The sequence below is a fragment of the Hydrogenophaga sp. genome, assembly GCF_022844385.1.
Taxonomy (GTDB): domain Bacteria; phylum Pseudomonadota; class Gammaproteobacteria; order Burkholderiales; family Burkholderiaceae_C; genus Hydrogenophaga.
This window is the reverse complement of sequence record NZ_JALHLX010000069.1, coordinates 1-6,602: the sequence shown is the minus strand read 5'-3', so window position 1 is coordinate 6,602 and position 6,602 is coordinate 1. Positions and strand designations below refer to the sequence as shown.

Here is a 6,602-nt window from a genome sequence, read left to right as displayed (position 1 = left end):
GGAGCGTGGGGGCAAGGTTTCGCCGCCGGGCCGCCCCAAGGCGAAACAGCCCCCTTGGGGGGCAGCGACCCGCGCAGCGGCGGAGCGTGGGGGCCACTTCATCTGCCGGCCTCCAACGTTGGGCGTACCCAGTCGCGGAGCAGGGTGCCACTCAAGCCCTGGCCACCGGACAGGGTGAGCTGCAAACGCACACCGTTGGGCATGCCGCTGGCGGGGGCGGCGCCGGGCTCGGCGCCTTCGGTGCCCACCGAAGACAAGGGATTGCCCCAGGTTTCACCCCGGTGGTAGAAGATTTGCCACTGGTCGACCGCGATGATCGCCAGCGCGCTGTCGGCGCCCAGGTTGTTGGTGCTGGCCGGGGACGAACCGGCGCCACGACCCCAGTCGGCCGCGCGCTGCCAGGCGCGGGCGAGTTCGTCGCGCTGCAGCAGAGGCCCCGACTGCCAGCGTGTCCATTGCCCGCCACTGGCCGACGGCAACAGCGCCCAGGCCACCACCCGCACGCCGCGGCTGTCCAGTCCCGATTCGGCGCTGTCGCGGCGGGTGAGACGCAGCGTCTGGCCATTGAAGTCCACCGGCGTGACCTCACCGGTGTCGAGCACCGCGTCCAGATCGGCGATCCACTGGCCCACCGCCGACTGCAACCGAAGCAAACCGTCGGAGCGCTCTTGCGTGATGTTCTGCGTGCGAGACATGCCGTCGATGGAGCGCCAGCTGAGCAGCGCCAGCATGGCCATCACCGCGATGGCGACCAGCAGCTCGATGAGTGTGAAGCCTCGGGGGCGGCGTTTCACCGCCGGGCCGCCCCCAGGTGAAACAGCCCCCTCGGGGGGCAGCGACCCGCGCAGCGGCGGAGCGTGGGGGCAGGCTTTCACCGCCGGGCCGCCCCCAGGTGAAACAGCCCCCTCGGGGGGCAGCGACCCGCGCAGCGGCGGAGCGTGGGGGTGCCAGTCCATCAATAGCGCCCAATGATGGTTGACAGGGACAGCAGCCGCACCGTGTTGCCGTCCACATCGCCCTCCACCACCGCGTCAATGCGCCGGAAGTTCGGGTTGGGCGTGGGCAGCACCGCCAGGCGCACGCGCAGCAGCCGGCCGGCTTGTTCGCACGGCATGTCGCTGTCACCGGTGCCGGGCAACTGTCTCTGAAGCCGCAGGCGCGTGAGTTCGTTCTCGGCGCAGATCTGGGCCAGCCACTGGTCACTCTGGCGCACCGCGGCGCGCGTGAGTGCGCCGGTGGCCTGCAGTCCGGCGGCCAGGGTGATGGCGATCACCGCGAGCGCCACCAGCACCTCGATCAGGGTGAAGCCGCGCGGTGCCTTCACGGTGCGTCGGCCACCACGGCAAAGGCCGAGATGCCGTCGGTGGACAGGATCAGGCGCCGGTCGCCCTGCTGCAGGACCACACGTTGCGCGGCAATCAGCGGCTCGGGGCCGAGCACGAGCGTCAAAGCTCCCGCGGGCTGAATCACCTGGGCCACGGTGTCGGGGCTGAGCCAGGGGCGTGGCCCGATCAGGCTGTCTCGCGAAGGCTCGCCACTGCGCAGCGGCGGCAGGCCCACAAACTCGAAACCCTGCGGCAGGCTGCGCCACACCACGGGCAGGCCGCTGGTGCGCGATTGCGCGCGCGCCGATTCGATCAAGGCCGAGAGACGCAGCGCTTCCCGCTCCAGCCGCGTGGAGCCGTCATCGCGCAAGGACAGCGTCACGCCGGCTGTGGCCAGCGCCACCAGCGCCACCACGACCATGAGTTCGATCAGGGTGAAGCCCAGGCTGCGCCGCATGGGTTTCTTCAGGCGACCCGCGCAGCGGCGGAGCGTAGGGGCAAGGTTTCGCCGCCGGGCCGCCCCAAGGCGAAACAGCCCCCCCGGGGGGCAGCGACCCGCGCAGCGGCGGAGCGTGGGGGCAAGGTTTTCATTGCCAACTGCCGATGTCCGCATCCCGGTTTTCACCGCCGGGCTGTCCGTCGGCGCCCAGCGAGAGCACGTCGACCTCGCCCTTGAGGCCGGGGTTGAGGTACTGGTACGGACGGCTCCAGGGATCGGCCGGCAGTTTGTCGAGGTAGGGGCGCCAGTTGGGCGGGATCGGGCCGGTGCTCGGCTTGGCCACCAGCGCATTGAGCCCTTGTTCGCCGGTGGGGTAACGCTGGTTGTCCAGGCGGTAGAGCTTGAGCGCCTGCATCAGGTTGTTCACGTCGGTCTTGGCCGCGGTCACCCGGGCATCGTCGGCGCGGTCGAGCACGTTGGGCACGATCAGCGCGGCCAGCACGCCGATGATGACCAGCACCACCATCAACTCGATCAGCGTGAACCCGCGCTGCAGGGTGCGCCAGGGCTGCGCTGTGCGGGGTGCGCGGTCGCGCGGCTGCAGACTGTGGTGTGTCAATTCGAACTCCCGAACGCTGGTGTGGTGACGGGGCCTGGCAACCGGGTGCACAGACCTGTGGCCCCACCTTGTGCGCAGGGCTCGGTCGATCATAATCCGGGGCATGAAAAAGGCACCCGCGTTCGGTCACTCCGGCTTTCTGATGGAAAGTCCGGCGGCGCTGCAAAACACCAGCCGCCGCGGGCCAGCGCTGGTCGCGGGTGTGTTGTGGCTGGCAGCGGGTCTGAGCGCGGGCTACTGGGCCTTGCAGGCCCTGGGCCGCTCACCGGTCACGCCGCTGGCGGTGGCCGCTCCCGCATCCATCCAGGTGGACTCGCTGGCCGTGGCCCGAGTGCTGGGCGCGCAGCCCGTGGCGGCTGCCTCACCCAGTGCGCCGGCGACTCCCACCGGCACCCAGTACCAGTTGCAAGGTGTGGTGGCGGCCAGTGCGGCGGGCGGGGCGGCGCTGATCGCCGTCAACGGCCAGCCGCCGCGCCCTTACCGGGTGGGCGCTTCGCTTGAAGGTGGCCTGGTGCTGCAGGCGGTGTCGCGGCGCTCGGTGCGCCTGGGGGTTTCGATGAACGGCCCTGCCACCGTCGAGCTGACCTTGCCCGAGAGCGCCGCAGCGCCGTCCTGACCCCTTTTCGCAGTCCATGGTCGCCCGGCGTGCCCCGTCTTCCCCGGCCGAGCTCTGCGGCGAGCTCCAGCGCCACCCGCCGTTTTCCGACATGCAGCCGGACCACGTGCAGGCCTTTGTGGCGGCTGCGCGCGAGCTGAGCTTTGCGGCCGGCGAAGCGGTGGTGCGGCCCGAAGACGGCCCGGTGCGCGAGCTGTACTTCATCCGCAGCGGCGCCATCACCGGCCGGCGGGGCTTGTCCGACGTGGCGGGTGGTGCGTTCCAGTTCGACGCGGGTGAACTCTTTCCGGTGAGCGCGGTGCTGGCGCGGCGCGCGGTGACCACGTTGTACAGCGCCACAGAGGACAGCACGGTGCTGGCGCTGCCGGTCGACGACATGCAGCGCCTGGCCGAGGCCAGCGCCGTGTTCGGCGATTTCCTGAACCGCCGCATCCTGCGCTTTCTCGAACTCTCGCGGGCCGCGCTGCAGGTGGTGTATGCCTCGCAGGCGCTGGCCGAGCAGTCGTTGGAGACGCCGCTGGGCCAGCTCTGCCGCCAGACGCCTGTGACCTGCGTGGCACAGACGCAGCTGCAGGACGCGCTGGGCCGCATGCAGGCGCTGCGCATCGGCTCCATGCTGGTGGTCGACGCGGCCGGGGCTCCCGTGGGTATCCTGACGCGCTCCGACATCCTGGAGCGCATCACGCTGCCGCAGTTGCCGCTGTCCACCCCGATCGGCCAGGTGATGGTTCAGCCGGTGTTCACGCTCACGCACCAGCACACCGCGCAAGACGCTGCGCTGCTCATGTCCAGCCGCGGTATTCGCCACGTGCCGGTGACGCGGGCAGGGAGGGCGGTGGGCGTGGTGTCCGAGCGCGATCTTTTTGCCTTGCAGCGGCTGAGCCTGAAGCAGGTGAGCAGTGGTCTGCGCAACGCGCCCGATGTGCAGACGCTGCTGGCGGGCTCGCACGAGATCCGCCGTCTGGCGCGCGCCCTGCTGGGCCAAGGTGTGCAGGCCCAGCAGCTCACCTCGCTCATCAGCCACCTGAACGATGTGCTGACCTCGCGCCTGGTGGAGATCATGGCGAACCAGCACGGCCTGGACCTGAATGCGGGCTGCTGGATCGCACTGGGCTCCGAGGGGCGCAACGAACAGACGATTGCCACCGACCAGGACAACGCGTTGATCCTGGCCGAACCCGACGGGGGGCCGGCGCCCGACAAGGCACCCTGGCTGGCGTTCGCGCGCGACGTGAACGAGGCACTGGACGCTTGCGGTTATCCCCTGTGCAAGGGCAACATCATGGCCAGCAACCCGGCCTGCTGCCTCACGTTGGGCGAATGGCAGCAGCGCTTCGCGAACTGGATCGAACGGGGCACGCCGCAAGACCTGCTCAATGCCAGCATCTATTTCGACTTCCGCAGCCTGGCGGGTCAAGCCGCGCTGGCGGACCGCCTGCGCGCGTTGGTCACGCAGCGCGCCCGTGGCAATCCGCGGTTTCTGCGGCAGCTCGCGCTCAACGGTTTGTCCCAGAGCGCGCCGCTCAACTGGCTCGGCCAGATCGACACCACCGAGGTGGCCGGGCTCGACACGCTGGACCTCAAGCTGCAAGGCACGGCGATCTTTGTCGACGTGGCCCGGCTTTACGCATTGGCCCAGGGGGTGGTGGGCACCGGCACGCGCGAACGTTTCGAGGCGGCGGGCCCGCTGCTCGGGGTGCCCGAATCCGAGCACCAGGCCTGGGTGGGTGGATTCGAGTTTCTGCAGATGCTGCGTCTGCGGGCCCAGCTCGATGGCACTGCTGTGGGAGGCAATCCCAACCGCATCGCGATCAACCATTTGAACGACATCGACCGCCGCATCCTCAAGGAAACCTTTCGGGTGCTGCGCGCGCTGCAGCAACGCGTGAAGCTCGACTACGACCGTTAGCGTTCCAGCAGGCTTTGTGCGGCCAGCAGCATGGGCCAGGCCAGCAGGGCACCGGTGCCCTGGCCCAGGCGAAGCCCCATGTCCAGCAGCGGCTGGGACTGCATGTGGATCAGCAGCAGGCGGTGTCCGGCGTCGGCCGCGCGGTGGGTGAACACGAGGTAGTCCACCACGTCGGGGCACAGGCCGCGCGCCACCAGCGCCGCAGCACCCGCCACAAAACCGTCGACCAGCACCACGCGGCGCTCGCTGGCGGCTTGCAGCATGGCGCCGGTCATCATGGCGATCTCGAATCCGCCCAACGCGGCCAGGGCTTCGAACGGGCCGATGGCGTTGCGGTGCTTGCTGGCGGCGGCCGAGAGTTTTTCAACCCGCTTCACATGCTGTGTGTCGTCCAGGTTGCCGGTCTCGGTGTCGTCGCGGCTGAAAGCGTCCACCAGCGGCACGCCGCACAGGCGCGACAGCAGCAGGGCCGCACTCACCGCGTTGGCCACACCCACATCACCCAGCGCGATCACGTTGCCCGGCAGGTGGCGCACCACGTCCATGCCGGCGTGCACGGCCGATACCGCCTGCGCGGTGGACATGGCCGGCCCGAGCATCAGGTTGCGTGTGCCGTAGCCGATCTTGCGCAGCAGCAACGAGCCGTGCTGTTTGGTGTCGCTGGGTGGTGCGATCGGCTTGGCCATGCCGGCGTCCACCACCGTGAGTTCGAAGCCGTGCAGGTCGGCCAGTGCGTTCACGGGCGCCTGACCGCGCAGCAGCTGCATCACCATCTGCTCGGTCATGGTCGGCGCCAGCGACGACATGCCTTCGTCGGCGATGCCGTGGTCCGCCGCAAACACCACCAGTTGTGGCGAATCAAAAGCGAGCAGGTCGAATTCGATCGACATGCCGTTTTGCACGCGGGCCAGTTGCAGCACCAGGGTTTCCATGCGGCCCAGTGCGTGCTCAGGCAGACCCTCGGGCCGCAGGCGCTGGCGCAGCGCAAACTCCAGCATGGTGTCGGTGGTGCCCGAGACCGCCGGCAGCTTCAGGTCGGCTGGCAAAGCCGCCGAGCGTTTGGAGAGCGGAGAAAAGATGGGGTCTTTGGCCATGGCTCGGTCGGTTCGGGTTCAGCTCTGCAGAAACAGCCGGTAGACCGGGTTGTCGGTCTCTTCCACGCAGGGATAACCCAAGGTTTCCAGAAACTTGTCAAAGGCCTTGTGGTCCTTGGCCGGTACCTGCAAACCCACGAGGATGCGGCCGTAGTCGGCGCCCTGGTTGCGGTAGTGGAACAGGCTGATGTTCCAGCCCGGTCGCATCAGGCTCAGGAACTTGAGCAAGGCGCCCGGACGCTCCGGGAACACAAAGCGCAGCAGGCGCTCGTCGTGCGCGAGCGGGGAATGCCCGCCCACCATGTGGCGGATGTGTTCCTTGGCCAGGTCGTCGTGCGTGAGATCCAGCGTCTGGAAACCGTGCTTGATCAGGTTCTTCGCGATCCTGGCCGACTCGCCCTTGCCCTGCGTGGTGAGGCCCACGAACACATGGGCCTTGCTGCCATCGTGGATGCGGTAGTTGAACTCGGTCACGTTGCGTGGGCCGCCCGGCAGGTCGCCAATGAGTTCGCAGAAGCGCCGGAAGCTGCCGCGCTCTTCGGGAATGGTCACGGCAAACAGCGCCTCGCGCTCCTCGCCCACCTCGGCGCGCTCGGCCAC

The 6,602-nt window shown here is 69.0% G+C and carries 7 protein-coding genes and 1 pseudogene; 2 read left to right on the top strand and 6 right to left on the bottom strand.

The window, feature by feature from the left end; translation table 11 throughout:
* Positions 1 to 98 precede the first annotated feature (98 nt).
* From Q0C59_RS12290 to gspG, 4 genes are all read right to left on the bottom strand, one after another.
* The gene (locus Q0C59_RS12290; RefSeq protein WP_291215842.1) at positions 99 to 794 is read right to left on the bottom strand and encodes a type II secretion system protein J; all 696 of its coding nucleotides are present in this window, start codon (positions 792 to 794) and stop codon (positions 99 to 101) included.
* Between the two features lie 161 nt (positions 795 to 955).
* Positions 956 to 1,324, bottom strand: a complete 369-nt coding sequence (gene gspI / locus Q0C59_RS12285) for a type II secretion system minor pseudopilin GspI (protein WP_291215839.1) — start codon at positions 1,322 to 1,324, stop codon at positions 956 to 958.
* On the bottom strand, positions 1,321 to 1,782 hold the full coding sequence (locus Q0C59_RS12280; protein WP_291215835.1) for a prepilin-type N-terminal cleavage/methylation domain-containing protein: 462 nt from the start codon (positions 1,780 to 1,782) through the stop codon (positions 1,321 to 1,323). Before Q0C59_RS12280 ends, gspI begins: the two co-directional genes overlap by 4 nt.
* Before the next feature lie 130 nt (positions 1,783 to 1,912).
* Positions 1,913 to 2,368: a type II secretion system major pseudopilin GspG gene (gene gspG, locus Q0C59_RS12275; protein ID WP_291215864.1), complete on the bottom strand. Its 456-nt coding sequence runs from the start codon at positions 2,366 to 2,368 to the stop codon at positions 1,913 to 1,915.
* A 118-nt stretch (positions 2,369 to 2,486) separates the two neighbouring features.
* Here gspG and Q0C59_RS12270 point away from each other — a divergent pair, with 118 nt between their 5' ends.
* Complete coding sequence (locus Q0C59_RS12270) at positions 2,487 to 2,999, top strand: type II secretion system protein N (protein ID WP_291215832.1); 513 nt, start codon at positions 2,487 to 2,489, stop codon at positions 2,997 to 2,999.
* Positions 3,000 to 3,090: 91 nt separating this feature from the next.
* Entirely contained in the window at positions 3,091 to 4,908 is a 1,818-nt protein-coding gene (locus tag Q0C59_RS12265; RefSeq protein WP_291215828.1) for a DUF294 nucleotidyltransferase-like domain-containing protein, read from the top strand.
* Here Q0C59_RS12265 and Q0C59_RS12260 read toward each other — a convergent pair.
* A complete protein-coding gene (locus Q0C59_RS12260; protein ID WP_291215825.1) occupies positions 4,905 to 6,002 on the bottom strand; it encodes a nicotinate-nucleotide--dimethylbenzimidazole phosphoribosyltransferase in 1,098 nt (365 codons plus the stop codon). The two genes, Q0C59_RS12265 and Q0C59_RS12260, sit on opposite strands and share 4 nt — an antisense overlap.
* A gap of 18 nt (positions 6,003 to 6,020) precedes the next feature.
* Positions 6,021 to 6,602, bottom strand: a pseudogene (locus Q0C59_RS12255) (threonine ammonia-lyase, biosynthetic); the annotation flags it as partial.